Origin of the sequence: Prosthecobacter sp. (assembly GCF_034366625.1) — a bacterium.
Classification (GTDB): Bacteria; Verrucomicrobiota; Verrucomicrobiia; order Verrucomicrobiales; family Verrucomicrobiaceae; genus Prosthecobacter.
Genome location: NZ_JAXMIH010000023.1, coordinates 267,939 through 284,293, shown reverse-complemented (window position 1 = coordinate 284,293; position 16,355 = coordinate 267,939). Strand labels below are relative to the sequence as shown.

Here is a 16,355-nt window from a genome sequence, read left to right as displayed (position 1 = left end):
GCGATAGCTGAGGCATTGATAAACCTTGCCTTGCGGCTTCCGGTTCTGCGTTTCGATCACGGCAACGCGCCAAGCGGCGCGGGGCTTGTCTTCTATTCTGACGGCTCTGGCGTGGGGTCCGGTGACTTTGACAAGGGCATTCATGGTGTGCGCTTTAGTCGATGCGTTTGGAGATGATGCCGCGCACGATGGCGACGACGGTTTCGAGCGGCTGGCGCATGGGGTCGCCAGTCCAGCCAAGGCACGCGGCGCGAAGTGCGAGCTGGTTTTCCAGCTCGTCAAACTCCGCATCGGTAAGGTCTGCCAATTCGATCAGCTCGGCATCTGAGAGGGCAAGCAAGGAGCTCATGGCAGAACCTCCGGCTGAATGTTCAAGATGTAGTTGGCTGCCTTCTGTGCCTGCGATGCAGCGCGGACAATCCAGCTTTTGGCGTCCTTGCCTTTGAGGGCATCAATCCAGCTTTGCAGGTAGGCGGCGGAGTTGCTGATTTCGTCCTCCATGATGCCGGCGTGGGCGTTCAGGAATGAAGCACCCATTTCTGCCACCAATTCCTCCTCGGCATAGACTTTGCGGGCCGTGTCGCCAGCGGCATCAATGCCCTTGTTCTCAAGCAGTGACTTACGGGCAAGGCGTGAGGCGTGGCCGGTGCTGTGACTCAGCTCGTGAAAGAGGGTGGAATAATACGCTTCTTCACTCTCGAAGAAACCACGCTCCGGCATGTGAACGCTGTCAGTCTTGGGCCGATAGCAGGGAACCGCATTCCCGTCATGGATGGCGGGGGCGTTTGGCATCGCTGCGACGATCTCGCGGGCGCGGTCTGTCTTCTGTGTGATGGAAAGCTCGGGCAGATTATCGGGCTGCGGGAATTCGATGCCTTCGATCTGCGAAGCATGAAACACGGTGTAAGCCTTCAAAAAGCGGCGCGTCTCTGCCTCGTCCTCAATGGCGGGGGCTTGGTCCTCGTGCCTGGTGTAGGTGCCGTATTTCACGACAAGGGAACCTTGTTCCCCTTTGCGGACGTGTCCGCCAAGCTCCTTGGCCTGAATGAAGGTCAGGAAGTGAGGCGAGGTGAAGCGCAGACTTCCAAGCAGGAAGACGTTAATGCCCTGATAGGCTCTGCCGGTGGAGAAGTTGCGGGGAAATCCGACCTTCGAGAAGTATGGCGATTTCCAAGGGACAACCCCTGATTCAAGCTGGGTGATGATGCGGTCTGTGACCTGTTCGTAGATGTCTGGTTTCATGTATGTTTCCTCCTGTTGCGGGTTTGCGCAAAGCACTCGGGCGCGCGCAAAACATGATGACCAAACCGCCGTAGGACGGGCGGCAGTCACAGGGAGGCTCCGCCAGAGGGGCATCCCCAAAGTCCCGCAGCGAGGCACGAGAGAGGACAATTTGGGGAGACTGGTGGATGCCCTTGACGGCGCGAACGTCCGGGAGGCATCAGAGCCGACAAGCGAGGCACAAGCGGTCGGCGTAGTTCACCGCCGCAGGGCGGGAAGATTCACACGGAAGAAGCCGGAAGCGCAGCGGACGGTCAGGCGGTAGCGAAGCGCCCGGCTTTCTTCGGTGTTCAGTATCGTGGCAGGTAGTGACGTGGTTTGGCTCGCCGTGTCTTGACTCTTCAAGGCTTGCTGAAGGCGAGACGAATGGCGTCACGCGGCAGGCGAGGGCGTTACGGGACACCTCCCGTTAGAATGGGTAGCCGCCCACGAAGTAGCGGCGAGGGAAAGGCTTTTCCCCCCGCCGAATCTGCTTTTGTAATACTGATAAATTGGTAAACTGAAGAATATGTTGATTCAGAATGGTGTGTTGCAACTCAGCGGGTCCGATCTAGTCGGGCATCTTAACTGCCGCCATTTAACCGGGCTGGAGTTTGCTGCTGCAAATGGTGAGCTGAAAAAATCAGTCAATCGCGACCCGCTCTTGCAGATTCTTTGGGAGCGTGGCCTGGAGCATGAAAAGGCTTACGTTGAACATCTCCGAAACGCGGGGTTTGATGTTCACGAGGTTGTTGGCGTTGGAGTAACTGAGGAACTTGTGAACGCGACATTGAAAGCGATGCAGGCCGGTGTGCAGATCATCTCGCAAGGGGCTTTCATGCAAAATGGCTGGGGAGGGCGAACGGACATCCTGCGTCGCATCGAAACACCCTCATCTCTCGGAAGCTGGTCATACGAAGTGATTGATACCAAGCTCGCAAGCGAGACAAAGGGAGGAACGATTCTCCAGTTGTGTCTCTATTCAGACTTGGTGGGAGCTAGCCAAGGGGTGCTTCCTGAGAGGACTTTCGTCGTAACGCCATGGACAAATTTTGAACCACAGTCTTATCGCATAACGGACTACTCCGCCTATTACCGCTCTGTGAAAGCGGGGCTTGAGCGCAGCATTGCGACTGATGCCAACCGCGAAATTTATCCAGACCCGAAAAGTCACTGTGATATTTGCCATTGGCGGGTGCCATGCGATAACAAGCGCCGCGCAGATGATCATCTCTGTCTGGTCGCAGGCATCTCCAAAGTGCAAATCAATGAACTGCAAAATCATGGGGTCAGCACTACAAGCGAATTGGGTGCGATGCCTTTGCCTTTGAGTTGGAAACCTGATCGTGGATCGGCGCAGTCCTACGAAAGAATTCGCGAGCAGGCTCGCATTCAGATAGAGGGCAGGACTGCCGGAACGCCGATATTTGAAGCATTACCCTTAATGCAGGGATTTGGTTTGAATTGTTTGCCGGAGCCTTCACCTGGCGACATCTTTTTCGACCTTGAAGGCGATCCGTTTGTTGGTGAGGGAGGTCTTGAGTTTCTGTTTGGTTACGTCACGCTCGACAATGATGGCAAGCCCCAATATACGGGCAATTGGACTCACTCGCGTGAAGAGGAAAAGCAGGTCTTTGAGCAATTCGTTGATTTGGTAATGGAAAGGTGGGCACGTTATCCAGACCTGCACATCTACCACTACGCCCCCTACGAGCCAAGCGCGTTAAAACGACTGATGGGCCGGTATGCCACACGCGAAGAGGAAATCGACCGGATGCTGCGTGCGGAGCTGTTTGTTGACCTCTACAGCGTTGTCCGTCATGCGGTGCGTGCAAGTGTGGAGAGTTACTCAATCAAGAAGCTCGAAGTGTTTTATGCCTATGTGCGGAACACGAGTTTGCCTGATGCCAATGTGGCGCTGACGCGAGTCCAGGCTTGCATGGAATTGAATAATTTCGCAGGCATCACGGACGAAATGAGGGAAAAAGTGACCGATTACAATCGCGACGATTGTGTCTCGACACTTGAACTGCGGAACTGGCTTGAGCAGATTCGCTCCGATCTGCTGGCGAGGGGGCAAATTATTGATCGTCCGTCCCCATTGGACGGAGCCGCAAGCGAGGACATCAGCGAATGGCTACAGCGGGTGAATGCGCTGATAGCGCGACTGACCAATGATGTGCCCGTTGATGTTGCAGAGCGGAGCGCAGAGCAGCATGGGCGCTGGATTCTTGCCAATCTTCTCGATTGGCACAGGCGTGAGCTGAAAGCCGTGTGGTGGGAGTATTTTCGGCTTCGTGATCTGTCGAGCGAAGACTTGCTGGATGAACGGGTCGGCTTGTCCGGTTTGGAATTCGTCGGAAGCGCCGGGGGGACTGCAAAAGCCCCCGTTCATCGTTATCGGTTTCCACTGCAAGAATCTGAGTTTCGAGGGGGTGAGACACTTCATAAGGTCGGTGGTGACAAATATGGAGCTGTGGTGTCGATCAATTTGGAAGAACGTTGGGTTGACATCAAAAAGCGCGGCGACACCGCCAATATTCATGCCGATGCGGTGTTTGAACATGCTGTGATTGGCACTGATGAGCAGGCGGCTGCGCTGATGCGAATCGGCGACTATGTCGCAGAAAGCGGGATTGCAGGGCTTGGCCGCTATCAGGCAGCGCGTGATCTACTCCTTAAAGAACCGCCGCGCATCGGTGGGCAGGCGATTCACACGGCTACAGAATCAACACTCGAATCTGCCTGTCGGGTTGGTTTGAGCCTTGAGGGAGGCGTATTGCCAATTCAAGGACCGCCTGGGACGGGCAAGACCTTCACCGGGGCGCGAATGATTTGCGACATGGTAAAAAGCGGTAAGAAGGTGGGAATTACAGCGAACAGCCATACCGTAATTCGCAATCTCTTGGACGAAGTGATTGTCGCCGCTGGGGAGCAGGGCATGGACATTCGCTGTATTCAAAAGGCCAAGGAAAAGGAAGATGACATCGACCACCTCTGTTTTGCGAAGAGCAATGCTGACTTGTTTACGGCGCTGAGTCGTGGAAGCCAAGTTGCTGGTGGAACAGCGTGGCTTTGGTCGCGGGAGGAAGCCTTTGAGACTGTGGATGTCCTGTTTGTAGATGAGGCGGCTCAAATGTCGCTGGCGAACGTCCTTGCCGTTTCCCATGCAGCAAAGAGTCTTGTGTTGCTGGGAGATCCGCAGCAACTAGATCAACCGATGCAGGGTAGTCACCCTGAAGGCACAGACGTATCAGCTCTCAATCATATTCTGGATGGTCACCAGACGATCCAGGCCGGAAGGGGTTTGTTCTTGGAAGAGACGTGGCGTTTGCATCCGGCAATTTGTGCTTTCACCTCGGAGTTGTTTTATGAAGGGCGTTTGCAGACGAAGGAGGGGCTGGAGGCGCAGGAGATCAAGTCGGCCAGTGTAGTTCGTGGTGCAGGACTTCGGTATGTGGCTGTGAATCATGAGGGCAATCAAAGTTCTTCACCGGAGGAGGCTGATAGAATTCGAGATCTTGTGACAAGCATACTTGGGAGCGGAACAACATGGATTGACCGCCATGGCGTAGAGAGGACGCTCAGACTTGAAGATGTGCTCATCATCGCGCCCTACAACGCACAGGTGTTTGAAATTCAAGAGCGTCTTCCTGGGGCAAGAGTGGGCACGGTTGATAAATTCCAAGGGCAACAAGCGCCGATTGCGATTTATTCCATGACGACATCTTCTCACGCCGACGCGCCGCGAGGCATGGAGTTTCTTTACAGTCTGAATCGCCTCAATGTCGCAACTTCACGAGCCAAGTGCGTGTGCATTGTGGTTGGCTCTCCGCTTCTGTTTGAAGCAGAATGCCGAACACCTCGGCAGATTCAGTTGGCAAACGCGTTCTGTCGCTACATGGAGCTGGCCCAGCATATTTAGCCACTGCCCGTCACTTGTCGGGGAAGCCGTCTTTGTTTTCTTTCCACCATGATTTCCATTTGGCGACGCCCTCTGCCGTGGCGGCGGATTTCAGTTCTGTCTTGGTAAAGGGAGCAGAAGGGATGCCCATCTTGGCGATGGCAACGGCAAAATCTCCGGGCGGCACCTCCAAGTTGGATTCGTCCATAAGTTCGATGAGGAGACTCACGGCGAACTTGTTGTTCGCGGCGGTCAGGCTGTCCAGCGTGGTCTGCCGGTAGTTCATGAGCATTCCCGATTTGGGCCTTCCTTCCTCCTTTTTGAACAGGCGCTTGATGTAGTCAGCGGCGGTCGGGCATTCGCTGATGTATTGGGCAGCTTTGGCGGCAATGGCCTTCTTCTGTGTCTCTTTGGAATAGACGTAGAAGTTCTGTTTGAAGAACATCAGCAGTCCGGCCACCGCGTCATCGCCCGGTAGCGCTTTCACCTCGTCGAGAGCTGCGACGTCGCCGCGCATGAGGCGTTCGCTCGCGGCCTTCAGCACTGACATCGTTTGTTTCTGCTGCTCTGTCTGCGCAGAAGACGGAATGAGGGGAAACAGACAAAGCGTGACGGCGAGAATGGTGTGGGATCTGCGGCTCATAGTGTGCGTGAATTGTAGATGAAACGACCCGGTTGCCGAGAAGTGTTTTGTGAAAACGAAGGGCAAGCGGCGGTGCCACAAGGCCCGCCTGTGCAGGCATCCTTGGGAAGTCTCCACAGAGACGCGCTTGCCCCGCCTGCGAGAGCAGGCGCTTCAGAGCGGACGGAACCGCAGATGTAGCATGGACCGGCGACAAGAAGGGAGGGCGAAGGCGGGCAAAGTGGTCGCGGTCCGGCGCGTCTGCGGATCGGTCCAAGAGGTTGTGGGGGAGCAAGCTGGCCTTTGTCAGCAGAGGGAGGGCTTGCCCCGACCATTATGATGAAGGCGGGATTGCTCGCGGTGGGTTTGACTGGCACGGAAGCAGCCGGTAGCGAAGCGGAGGGTCAGGCAGAAGCGAAGCGTCCGGCTGCTTCGGTGTGCGACATGGGGCAGGCAGTGACGTGGTTTGAAACGCCGCGCCTTGACTCTTCAAGGCTTGCTGAAGGCGGATCGAACGGCGTCACGCGGCGGGCGAGGGCGTTACGGGACACTTCCCGTTGGAATGGGTAGCCGCCCACGCAGTAGCGGCGAGGGAAAAGCTTTTCCCCCACACCTCATTCGATGTTGTATTCATCAGTTTCGTCATGAGCCACTTCGGTGACGTAGTATTCCAAACGGTTGATACGCCAATAGCCATTGATGATGACCGCCGTGTTGTAGCCGGGGCAGTCGATGAGAGTCCAGATTTTCGAGTTGGGTTGTGTGCGTAGAAAATCAATGTCGTCGTGGGTATCGAAAGCGATATGGTCGGTTCCGAGCTTGGTGATGGGTTTGAACTGCTCAAACCAGGTGTCGTAGTCGAGTTGAATGAAAGCCATGGCGGTTCTCCTTGGAGAGTTGGATATGAAAAAAGAATGCCGCGCCCGAAGGCGCGGCATCATGGTTTAGGCAGCTTGTGCCTCGGCAGCAGCGGGTTCGCGTTCCGCGATCCACTGCTCGGCCTGCTCAAGAGCGGCTGTCAGCTTCGACAGGTGGGATTTAAAGAAGCTGGTGGTTTGCTTCCAATCCTCGCCAGACTTGTAGCTGCGGGACACGGTGACGCTGTAGCGGGTTTTGCCCTGGTCTTCATTGGACCAGATGGTGACTTTGACTGCGCCGTTTTTGATTTCGTGGGCTGGTTTGTTATTCATAGGTTCTCCTTGTTTAGTGGTTTCTCCCCGAAGGGATTGGGAGCGTGAATAGCAGCCGGTGAAGCAGGGCGTTGTCATGCCCAACACGGGAGCGCAGCGAATGGAGCGGGCCGGGTATTGACTGCCCTGCGCGGCTGCTACGTTTCCAAAATTCCAAGTGAGAAACCCCAAGGAGACCATGAAGAACCGCCCACAAGAACGGGGGCAGGAACCTGATGGACTGACTTGTCGCAAAACCTTTACCGCCGTGTGTAGCTTCCATGCGAGGGTGCAAAACATCCTTCACTTTGAACCTGTCGTCTGACGCATCGCGCCTCCCTGCTCAGTGTTCAGAAAGCGGACGGAACCGAGCCGGGGCAATGAAAGGTGATCCGCCGGAGGGCGAAGGCGGGCGGAGGAAATCACCGGCTTGCCTGGCGGAGGTTTGGTCCAAGAGGTGGACGGGAAGCAAGCTGGCCGTTTGGCGGTGAACGGAGGGCTTGTCCCGACTGAGGCGACGAATGGCGGGATTGCTCGTGGTGGGAGCGCGGAGCCGCATGGCGAGGGCGTTGCGGGATACCTCCCGCTGGAATGGGTAGCGCCCCACGCAGTAGGCGCGAGGGAAAGGCTTTTCCCCGCAGATGAAACTGAACTTAGAGAATCAGTGATTAGCGGAGAAAACCCGCCCAAGTTGCCTTGGGCGGGCAGGCTGCCCTGCTAGTATTCGCTGGGCAGCATCAGCACGTTGTCTGTGAAGTAGAAGGCAATCTCATCGAGAGGGAAATCGGTGAACTCGATTTCCTTGGTGAAGACGATTTTTGAATTGCCATCTTCACAGGCAAGCGTCGCGCTGTGGTCAGGGTTGACCTTCAGCCGCCAGACCTGAAAGGCTTCGGCTGCGACTTCGCGAATGGGTTGAGCGAAGGCGATTTCATCGAGGAGCCAGTAGGCTCCGCCGCTTTCAGCGACGTGTTGTGCGCCTTCGGTGTAGAGCACGTTGCGTGCGAGGCCGTGGCGATACCATTGTTCGGTGCCGGTGAACTGGCTGAGGTCTGCTTTTGTGAGTGTTTTCTGCGTCATAGTTTTGCTCCTTGTTTTGGTTTCACCCCACTGCGGGGCGACGGTGCAAAGGCGGGAGCTATGAGGCTGGCGGTCATGCCCCCAACACGGGAGCGAAGCGAATGGAGCGGGCCGGGGGTTGACGGTCAGACGGCTTCCGCCATAACCGAGCCATATCCGCAGTGGGACCAAAACCGGGAGCAGCGCAGAATTACGAAGCAAAGCGGGACTGTGAGCCGACAACAACACTCAAAACATCACAACGGCCTTCCTGGGCGCTCGCGTGATTTTTGCTTCGACAGCAACCGATGTTGCAGCGTGGGCGGCGTATTACCTCGGGGGTGGACCCGCGTCGAAGGGCAGGTTGAAATACTCGAACACTGCCTTGGTCCGGTCGAATATCTGGCGCTCGCTCATTCCGGCACGCTCACACATCTCATTCATCGGCACAAAACCACCGCTGATGAATCGAACGACCTCCAAGGGACTGATGCTGACTTTGACCTGGCTCTGACCTTTCACCTTCAGCGCGTCCAGGGATTCGAGACAGCACATCACCATCATCATCAGGTTTTCAGAGTCCAGATTGCAGAAAAAAAGCCAGTAGGGCCAGACCTCCCAAAGCTGCTTGTAGAACGCTCTGACTTCTGGGATGGCGTAGATCTCTCGGGGGTCGTGATTGTAGCCGTCGATCATCAGAGCCACGCTGTTCATCATGGCTTCCAGCTTCTTGCCTGTCGGCAGAGCGCTATCGCCGAATCGGGACAGGAAATCTTTGGCATCACCGGCTTCCACACGATCCCGGCTGAACTGATAGAGGATGAGATCGGACATGATCGAAGATGAAACTGCTTCGGTTTGTCCTCAACTCAAACTCGCTTTGACCAAGCCACTGCTGCACGAACATGAGGTGCCTCGGCATTCACGTCGGTGCTGATGCGTGTGTGGAGTTTGCGGTAGTCGTTGAGGACACGAAGGGCGTCTTCACCCATCTCCTGTCCGGCAAAGAGTTCCGGGGCAGTGTCGGCGAAGTTAAGGCCCAACTGCACGCCTTTGCCATGGACCTCGGCACCGAGTTCGTAGTTGGTCAGTAGCAGGCGTCGCTTCGGACTGGTGGTGGCACCGCAGGAATCGAGAAACCAGGTGGGTGATCCGGTCGAGTCGGCATGGAGCAGCACCAAAAGCTTTTTCTCGATGTGCCAGAGATCGCGCAGCGTTTCTTCGGTGATCGAGAGTGTGCGCAGATGCACCACCGTCTGGAGAAAGGCGAGATAGGCCTCCGAGTAACCCGCCCCATCGAAGTTCGGAAGTTCAAAGCGCGATTGCAGGCCGGAGAGATAAACCGTGGACCGGTTCAGGGCTTTGGCGAGATCGGCGAAGGTGAACATAAGCGGGGCTTGCAGATCACACTTTGAAATAGGTGATTTCAGCACCCCGTGTCAGGCGTGCTTCCTGCATCGCTTGCGCGAGTGAGAATGGTCCCGTTTCATAACGCTGGAAGATGTCCATGCCTCGGTCAATGGTGATTTTCCATCCGGTGTCCGTGGTGATGTTTCGAGCGTGAAAGTTGGGACTGGGATCGTCCTCCCATGTGAATGCGATGCGGGAACCGGCGAACGAGTCGGCGATTTGGTCAAGATTCTCCGCCTGTTTGACGCACGAGTCAGGATCCGATTGAGTCCTCAAGTGCACGGTGACCTCATCGCCCTCCGGCACCAGATCATGGACCATTTGCAGGAACTCCATCAGGTTCCTAGCTTGGAAGAACATGCGAACATACGGATCGCAAATGGTGATGCTGCGTGCGCCGGTGAGGTGCTTGGCGAACAGACGACGGTAGCTCCAGCCCTTGGTGTTCTCGGGGATCACGACATGTCCAGGCTGCGGTTCATCTGCGACAGCGGTTGTTGGCGTTGCAGGAGACGGCTCAGCCGCAGGAGGAATGTCTTCATGGACCTCAGGACCTGGCTCACCATTGACGGCTTGCTGAGTTCGCTGCCCAGCAAAGGTTGGATACTGAATTTCTTCAGGGGTCAGCACCGTTACTGGCGCACCTCCACTGAGAGGTCTGTAGATAAAGTCGTGGCGCTTGAAGGTGTCGTCGATGCGCAGGATGTGTTCACGCACACGCCGACGAGATTCCATAGAGAAAGCCAGCAGTTCCTCAGTCTCCACGGGAGTGCATTTGCCATCCGGGAAGAGGATCTTCATCAGCCCGGAGAAAGTCTTTTCAAAGCCGGTCTGATCGCGTGTGGAGACTTCAGAGGCGACCTCAAAGTGCTGTTTGTAAGCCCCTGTGAAATCTTCCGTTCGCAGGTGCTTCAAAACCTCGGCGATGAAATCAACGACAAAGCCATATCCGTTGGTGAAGAGGTCATGCCGGATTGGAGCGACTTCCCAGCCTGGGTTGTAGGCGTGGATGCGGTCGAGGAAGGCGGAGTCGATATACTTGTCAGGCAGCGGCTCGAAGAAATGGGAATGCTTGAGCATGTAGGCCACGGACTTCTTGGTGTTGCCCATGAACACCATCGAAGCTTCGGCTGTGAGCTGCTCGATCCCCCGTGAGAAAGTGCGGTTGGCCATGTAGTTCTTCATGATGTCCACCAGCGCCTTGTCCACCTTCTTGTCCTTGCCGGCGAACTCGTCGAAGCAAACGCAATCCCAATAGCCGACGAGGCCGATCTTGCCGCTGGAATTGCTGACGAAGAGTTTTGGGGCGGTGACTTCCGAACCGGAAATGAGCATCCCGTGAGGCGAGAACTCCGCGTAGATGTGGGATTTCCCAGTGCCCTTCGGCCCGAGTTCGAGGAGGTTGTAATTGCGCTCACAATACGGGATGAGGCGAATCAAAGTCAGCATCTTTGCCCGCCGCCCGAACATCTCGGGATTGAAGCCCATGCTCTGCATCAGCACGTCCATCCACTCTTCGGTGGTGAACTGCGCCCGAGCTGTCAGAAACTGGTCGTAGTCCACGCTGGCTACCTGAATCGGCTTCAGCGTGTCGATCTGCCATGGACTTGCCTTGGGGTCTTCGGCGACTTCATAGGTCACATCGGTGATACACCAGATGCCACCCACCAGCAGCTTCGGATACCTGCGGACAAAATCGTCAGACACAGGCACTTTCTTGAGGCCCAAGTTGGTGAACTCGGCTTCGTAAAATCCGCCCTTATCGTTCAGTTCAACGGTCAGCTTGTCGATGACTTTGTGCCGCCCCTTTTCCTTGATCGTGGACTTCACCAGTTGCGCCTGGTTTCGATGCACATAGTGCTTGGCCAGGATCTTCTGAACGGATTCCAGGCCCGCCTTGATCACTTCATTGTCATCGGTGGCGCAGTGCTGACCCAGCAGGTATTCCAGCACGTAGGTGGGGACCACCGCGTTCTGCTTTAGTCCTTTGGTCAGGTCTTTACGCACTACCAATCCGGGGAAGTGCTGGAGTATTTTTTGATCCAACGGACTCAAAGGACGTGGCTCGGCGACAAATGTCTCCTGCTCTTCATTGACTGCGGGATCGGGTGTGGATTCAGTGCTCATCGAAGTCGCTGGTGAAGGGTTTCTGGAGTTTGAGGCTGTGCGTCTTGTAAGTCACGATCTGGATCGTGCCGGAGACGGTTTCTTCGAGGCGCAGATCCACCTCGCGGTTGTTGAATGTATCGGCAGCGGCGGAAAGCACCAAAAGTAGGGTCGTCTCTCTCTGGCGTGCTTCCGACTCTTTGGAGTCAAAGGTATGCGTCTTGATCTCTGACAAACTCGTGCCGTCTTTGGCAAAGATGCCCACGCGGAGCGTGCGGGGCAGCACCTTGCCTTGAGCGGGCCGGTCCTGGAAAAGCGCGATGGAAAGTTGACCCGTAGTGATCTTGGCGGGCACGCGCAGCAGCTCGATCTCTACTTTGTCCGTGTCATCAGCGCGGGCCTTGTGAATCTTGACCACGGGCACCACCACCTCTTGCAGACTGCTGCCGCCGTGGACGTAGCGCATCCCAGAGCCTTGAAGCGGAAAGCGCCCGAGCGAGAGAGGAAATGCGGCTGACCAGTCACCGGCCAATCCCAGTTCAGTGCTGTCGAATATCTTCACTTTGGCGTTCGGTGGGATGTCTAGTCCTAGCGCAAACCGCCGATTGCGGAACGTCCATTCGCCGGCGGTTGGCAGGGGCGTGGCATCGTCTTTAGCCACATCGTCCTGCTGGAAGAGGAAGCCGTGATCCGCCGTGAGCAGCATGTTGCTGCCGTTGATGTTCGCCACTTTCTTGATGATCAGATCTAGCTCCGCGAAGGCTTGCTCCACGGCATCGAAAGTTTTCGCCTCCGTGCCAGCCGCATCGCCGGTCTTGTCGATGATGTTGTGGAAGATGTAAATGACCTCGTGATCGCGCATCAGCGCACGGCCCTCGGTCTTCGTGTTCAGTTCCAGGAACTCTTCTGCTTGAATGGCTGTCGCTTTTCCATCACAGGCGAGGCTCAGGATCTCGCGGCGATTGGCCGTGCCCGTAGCGCCGCGTCCATCCACGGTCACTGTTGCCGTTATTGCGTCCACGGTCAGTTGCTGACCGGGCAGCAGAGCCGCCATCCCGAGCTGGGTGTAGGATGGCAGGGAGCCAAACAGCGCCTCCACCTCAGCGGTCCAGCGATTGGCGGAGCGCAGCCGCTGCGCAAAATCAGATGCCGCTTCATAGCGGAGGGCATCAGAGATGATCACGAATACCTTCTGCCCCTTTGTCAGGAATGGCTGCACATAGTGGCTGAAGAAACGCCGCTGGGCGATCACGTCGGAGCACCCCCACGATTCCATGCCGCGAACTTGATCGCTCCAGCGGTCGGCCAGCGGGAGGAGGAAATTATTCACATAGGACTTCTCCACCCATTGAGAGATTTGCTCCATCACCTGCACCTGACCGTAGCGGCGCAAGTTCCAGGTGCAAAGGCGGTAGGCCATGTCGATCCGCCACCAAGTGGTCACATAACGACTCACGCCACTGGTGACAGAGTCCATTGTTAGCTCAGCCCCGGCCAATAGTTCACGCAGTTCCACCGCTTGCTCCAGGGCGGCATAGCCATGCTCGTGCTGCGGCCACCAGATGGAGCCCCGTCGCTGCTGCACCACCGCACGCAGGTCCATGGCGGCGGCCCCGTTCGCAAACGACTGGCAGAGCCGGTGCAGAGTAAACTTCTCGAAAATCTCAAACGTATCGCAATCGCCGAGTGTTTTCCGCTCGTCCAGCCCGCCAAGTGCGGCGACGATTTGCAGTTCCTTCTCCATTTGGTGCGCCCAGTCGCGAAACCAGAGGCTGTGTGTTTGGCTGTCCTTCCACCGTTGCAGGAAGACTTTCGCGTGGGGGTGCAGTGCCGCCTGAGTGTCCAGCGGATTGGCTCCGCGAAACAGTGACACGGCGAAGTCCCGCAATGAAGGGACTGCCGCCGTGTAGCCAAAGAGGCGCTCCACTTCCTGCCAAAACGGTTCCGCCAAGGCCGCCGCCCCGAGGCACTCGTCCACTCGATCCGTTGCGATTAAATCCGCTTCCGGGTCCGTGCGGAGAAAGCGCAGCAGCATGGCATCCACCTCCACGTCGGTGTCCGCGAGCACCGCCATCATCTTGAGCCGGATCTCCCGGCTCTGGTCGTCCCTGCCGATCATTTCCTTCAGGGCTTGGACGCGCTTCGCGCTGTGGAAATACTTGCCATGCGCTTCTGCGAGATGGAGAAATTCGTGCGGTAGGCCGACTTCCTGGAGCGCCAGCGAGGCCTTGTCCGCCTTGTATTCATAGCCTTGCAGCAGCAGGTCCAGCAGCCAGTTGTCCGCATCCGCCGGGCGGGCTGTGGGCACATAAATCAGGAACTTGGCATCGGGGTTCGGATCACGGACGATGCGCACCTTGGTGCCAAACTCATTGCCTGCCACCGTGAGCTTGACCACGCTTTCATCGGGATAGCCGTTGAAGGTCTCCACCCATTCACCCGTGGCATCATACCAAAAAACCAAACGATGGCGTTGGAAGACCTGTTGGAGACTATTGTGGATTCGGGAGTCAGACATGGCTACAGGGGGAGCTGAAAAGTGCGGCAACGTAGTGAAGTTGATCGGCAGCGAAATCGAGATCGGGAAACTGATTCTGGACAAATGCCTCGAACGAATCACTCAGACCTTCGGGCGTGAAAGCGACTGCCTTGTTTGTATTTTCGCCGAGACGATCCAGAAGCGCCGGATCAGCAAAGCTCCATGTTCCCGAGAGATCTCTCTTGATGTGAAGCAATCGATGAGCGGACGCACCGTCATGCGACTTCGTTTGGAGCAGGGCGACCACTAGGACATCAAATTCTGGTTCATCATGAGGAAATAGCGCTGCGCTAACAAAGCCCCCTGCATCAGACGACATCGCCTGGCGTCCAATCGTATCAATTGCAGGATGTCCAAATGCCAGCAACGGCACGGACGACTCCCTCATTGCTCTTGCCCGATCAAAGGTTCCCTTCACAGAGCGTTCGCCGACAGGAAAACGGTGTTTCAGGAATTCCGGGAGCAGGAAATCATACAAGTCCTCATCCTCCCGGTGCATGAGCCGGCGACCGTTGGTCTTCAACCACACGTCCAGCCACTCGTGCAAGCTATCCAGCGTCAATGAGCCGCCAACCAGCTTGTCAAAGCGCTCGGGGTTGAAAGGAGCGACGGCATGTTTGAAAACGGTTTCGTAAGCCACTTTGAAAGCTTCTTCTGCGCGGCGTATACCCTCGGAAATCTCCTCCTCGGATGATCTGGTGTTGGCCCTAGCGAGAGAGTCCGCAAAGATCTTGTCATAGTTGATGAACTCCTGGGCGAATCCGAGCAATTGATCTCGCACGTCGGAAGGGACCAGGCCCGTCACTTCACTCAACCTCGTGACTGATAACTCCACCCTCTGCTCGTGACATTCGCTCAACCGCTGATCCAGTTCATTGTGCAGTCGGTAATTGAAGACCTGCATGTCCCGTTGTTGCCCGATGCGGTGGACACGTCCGATGCGCTGGATGACTCGAAAGGGATTCCACGGGAGATCATAGTTCACTACGATGCTGCAGAATTGCAGGTTGATACCCTCACCGCCCGCTTCCGTCGATACGAGGAATCGACAGGCAGGATCGTCTCGGAATCGCCGCATGGCCTCCCTGCGGGCCTCCACTCCCATGCCGCCTTGAATTGTGGCGACAGATCCCACTCCGTGGCGCTGAGTAAGCGACTTTTCGAGAAAGCTCAAAGTGCCCCGGTACTCTGTGAAAATCAGAAACTTCTCTGACACGTTGCTCTGGATTCCAGCATTGATCAGGCGGCACAGTTCGTTCCATTTGGCTTCGGCGAGTATGGGACACTCCAGGAGTTCCTGGAGCATCTTCACTTCGCTGGCGGTGAAGGCATCTCGCAAGAGCTTGGCCTGGAGTTCCTCCAGAGTGCGTTCCTCTTCCTCACCGACAAATCGGCTATCTTCAGAACTCTCCAGTTCGGATTCCATTGAAGCTACAATCATTTCAATTTTTCTCAGCCGCGTGAGGCGTTTCTGAAGTGCCGCCCTGACAGCGGCTGCACTGCTCGAAGCAAGCTTCTGAAAAGTGACCATCACAAAGCCGAGAGCCCGATTTCGTGGATCGGCTGGGTCCTTCTCGGCCACACCATACCCTTCGCGGAGATATTGAGTCAGCGCCGAGTGAAACTGCGCTTCTCCAGAATCCAAGGCGGCGAGTGACATTTTCTCGACCTTCACCTGCTTGAACAGCAGCTCGCCTGTCGCGTCACGGACCTCGGATTTCCGGTTCTTGAGGATGAGATCGCCAAAGAATATCCCCGGCTGCTGGCGTGAGAAGGACACATCGGGTTCCAGGGCCTTCAGCAGATTGCGAAACTTGCCGTCATTGCCATCGTGGGGTGTTCCTGTGAGCAGGATGAAATCACGAGTGCGTTGGCTCAGTTGCTCGGCTAGCCGATAATTGAGGGTCTTCTCCGTTTTCCTGCCATAATCACGAGCCGTCAGCCGGTGGGCCTCGTCGAAAACGACCAGATCCCAATTCGGGGCTTCCAAGAGAATTTCCAGATGGCTTTTCCCCCGCAGGTGCTTGGTTGGAGCATCCAGCTTCAGCGTATCCAGAGAGGCTATGACCCTTGGATAGCTAAACGCACGCTGCCCGTCGATGTCATGGCGGTAAACCTCAAAACGGACCCGCAGCTTATCTTCGAGTTCCTCCTGCCACTGGCTGATCTGCCCGGCAGGACAGACCACAAGGCAGCGCTCCAGTTCTCGTCGCTGCACGAGGGCATGGATGATCATCCCAGTTTCGATGGTCTTGCCCATGCCCACCTCTTCAGCGATCAGCACGC

At 56.4% G+C, this 16,355-nt stretch carries 12 protein-coding genes; 1 reads left to right on the top strand and 11 read right to left on the bottom strand.

The features are described 5' to 3' along the window. Window positions 1-154 precede the first annotated feature (154 nt). Together U1A53_RS21800 and U1A53_RS21795 are read right to left on the bottom strand one after the other, a co-directional pair. Window positions 155-349 (bottom strand): hypothetical protein, encoded by a 195-nt coding sequence (locus U1A53_RS21800; protein WP_322283975.1) that lies wholly within the window; start codon window positions 347-349, stop codon window positions 155-157. Continuing rightward, window positions 346-1,242: an ArdC-like ssDNA-binding domain-containing protein gene (locus U1A53_RS21795; RefSeq protein WP_322283974.1), complete on the bottom strand. Its 897-nt coding sequence runs from the start codon at window positions 1,240-1,242 to the stop codon at window positions 346-348. Before U1A53_RS21795 ends, U1A53_RS21800 begins: the two co-directional genes overlap by 4 nt. A 547-nt stretch (window positions 1,243-1,789) precedes the next feature. Here U1A53_RS21795 and U1A53_RS21790 point away from each other — a divergent pair. After that, the gene (locus U1A53_RS21790; RefSeq protein ID WP_322283973.1) at window positions 1,790-5,185 is read left to right on the top strand and encodes a TM0106 family RecB-like putative nuclease; all 3,396 of its coding nucleotides are present in this window, start codon (window positions 1,790-1,792) and stop codon (window positions 5,183-5,185) included. A 10-nt stretch (window positions 5,186-5,195) separates the two neighbouring features. On the opposite strand, the gene U1A53_RS21785 is transcribed toward U1A53_RS21790, so the two are convergent. The 9 genes from U1A53_RS21785 to U1A53_RS21745 all read right to left on the bottom strand — a co-directional run bounded on the left by U1A53_RS21785 (window position 5,196) and on the right by U1A53_RS21745 (window position 16,353). Continuing rightward, window positions 5,196-5,807, bottom strand: a complete 612-nt coding sequence (locus tag U1A53_RS21785; RefSeq protein ID WP_322283972.1) for a hypothetical protein — start codon at window positions 5,805-5,807, stop codon at window positions 5,196-5,198. Between the two features lie 593 nt (window positions 5,808-6,400). Then, window positions 6,401-6,664: a hypothetical protein gene (locus U1A53_RS21780; RefSeq protein ID WP_322283971.1), complete on the bottom strand. Its 264-nt coding sequence runs from the start codon at window positions 6,662-6,664 to the stop codon at window positions 6,401-6,403. A 66-nt stretch (window positions 6,665-6,730) separates the two neighbouring features. Further along, complete coding sequence (locus tag U1A53_RS21775) at window positions 6,731-6,976, bottom strand: hypothetical protein (RefSeq protein ID WP_322283970.1); 246 nt, start codon at window positions 6,974-6,976, stop codon at window positions 6,731-6,733. A gap of 696 nt (window positions 6,977-7,672) precedes the next feature. Then, entirely contained in the window at window positions 7,673-8,035 is a 363-nt protein-coding gene (locus tag U1A53_RS21770; RefSeq protein ID WP_322283969.1) for a DUF6876 family protein, read from the bottom strand. Between the two features lie 309 nt (window positions 8,036-8,344). Continuing rightward, window positions 8,345-8,848 (bottom strand): hypothetical protein, encoded by a 504-nt coding sequence (locus U1A53_RS21765; protein ID WP_322283968.1) that lies wholly within the window; start codon window positions 8,846-8,848, stop codon window positions 8,345-8,347. Window positions 8,849-8,883: 35 nt separating this feature from the next. Next, on the bottom strand, window positions 8,884-9,402 hold the full coding sequence (locus tag U1A53_RS21760) for a hypothetical protein (RefSeq protein ID WP_322283967.1): 519 nt from the start codon (window positions 9,400-9,402) through the stop codon (window positions 8,884-8,886). Between the two features lie 16 nt (window positions 9,403-9,418). Next, the gene (gene brxL, locus U1A53_RS21755) at window positions 9,419-11,479 is read right to left on the bottom strand and encodes a BREX system Lon protease-like protein BrxL (protein ID WP_345786503.1); all 2,061 of its coding nucleotides are present in this window, start codon (window positions 11,477-11,479) and stop codon (window positions 9,419-9,421) included. A gap of 61 nt (window positions 11,480-11,540) precedes the next feature. Beyond that, window positions 11,541-14,048: a BREX-1 system phosphatase PglZ type A gene (gene pglZ, locus U1A53_RS21750; protein ID WP_322283965.1), complete on the bottom strand. Its 2,508-nt coding sequence runs from the start codon at window positions 14,046-14,048 to the stop codon at window positions 11,541-11,543. Continuing rightward, window positions 14,041-16,353 carry a helicase-related protein gene (locus U1A53_RS21745; protein ID WP_322283964.1) on the bottom strand — a complete coding sequence of 771 codons (2,313 nt, stop codon included), beginning with the start codon at window positions 16,351-16,353 and terminating at the stop codon, window positions 14,041-14,043. Before U1A53_RS21745 ends, pglZ begins: the two co-directional genes overlap by 8 nt. Window positions 16,354-16,355: the final 2 nt, after the last annotated feature.

Bases quoted from the DNA above. Each gene is read 5' to 3' on its own strand.
- U1A53_RS21800 (WP_322283975.1), bottom strand. From the start codon at position 349: ATGAGCTCCTTGCTTGCCCTCTCAGATGCCGAGCTGATCGAATTGGCA.
- U1A53_RS21795 (WP_322283974.1), bottom strand. From the start codon at position 1,242: ATGAAACCAGACATCTACGAACAGGTCACAGACCGCATCATCACCCAG.
- U1A53_RS21790 (WP_322283973.1), top strand. From the start codon at position 1,790: ATGTTGATTCAGAATGGTGTGTTGCAACTCAGCGGGTCCGATCTAGTC.
- U1A53_RS21785 (WP_322283972.1), bottom strand. From the start codon at position 5,807: ATGAGCCGCAGATCCCACACCATTCTCGCCGTCACGCTTTGTCTGTTT.
- U1A53_RS21780 (WP_322283971.1), bottom strand. From the start codon at position 6,664: ATGGCTTTCATTCAACTCGACTACGACACCTGGTTTGAGCAGTTCAAA.
- U1A53_RS21775 (WP_322283970.1), bottom strand. From the start codon at position 6,976: ATGAATAACAAACCAGCCCACGAAATCAAAAACGGCGCAGTCAAAGTC.
- U1A53_RS21770 (WP_322283969.1), bottom strand. From the start codon at position 8,035: ATGACGCAGAAAACACTCACAAAAGCAGACCTCAGCCAGTTCACCGGC.
- U1A53_RS21765 (WP_322283968.1), bottom strand. From the start codon at position 8,848: ATGTCCGATCTCATCCTCTATCAGTTCAGCCGGGATCGTGTGGAAGCC.
- U1A53_RS21760 (WP_322283967.1), bottom strand. From the start codon at position 9,402: ATGTTCACCTTCGCCGATCTCGCCAAAGCCCTGAACCGGTCCACGGTT.
- pglZ (WP_322283965.1), bottom strand. From the start codon at position 14,048: ATGTCTGACTCCCGAATCCACAATAGTCTCCAACAGGTCTTCCAACGC.